This window comes from Vibrio sp. 10N.222.52.B7 (assembly GCF_041474275.1).
Lineage (GTDB): Bacteria > Pseudomonadota > Gammaproteobacteria > Enterobacterales > Vibrionaceae > Vibrio > Vibrio crassostreae_C.
Map to the genome: position 1 here is coordinate 1 of NZ_JBFRTU010000331.1, position 253 is coordinate 253.

The 253-nt window shown below is 47.4% G+C and carries 1 pseudogene; it reads left to right on the forward strand.

Annotated elements, in window-relative coordinates:
• Positions 1 to 222: pseudogene (locus AB4512_RS23075) on the forward strand (hypothetical protein); the annotation flags it as partial.
• Positions 223 to 253 lie beyond the last annotated feature (31 nt).

Below are 253 nucleotides of genomic sequence, written 5' to 3' on the forward strand. Positions count from 1 at the left end.
ACTCATCAATATATGGATCTTCCTGTAGGCGAAACCAAACGTATTGGCGCCGGTGCCACCTATGCGCTCAATAAGAACTGGGAACTGCGCGCTTACTACGATTACATTGATCTGGACGAGCCTGAGCTTAATTACTCGAAGGGGCAAGTTATCAATGTTCAAGGCGCTTATGATAACAGTGCACACTTCTTCGGTATGCAAGCGAACTACCGCTTCCTGTAAAGCGGCAGTCTCGACCTTTCGTCGATTATCT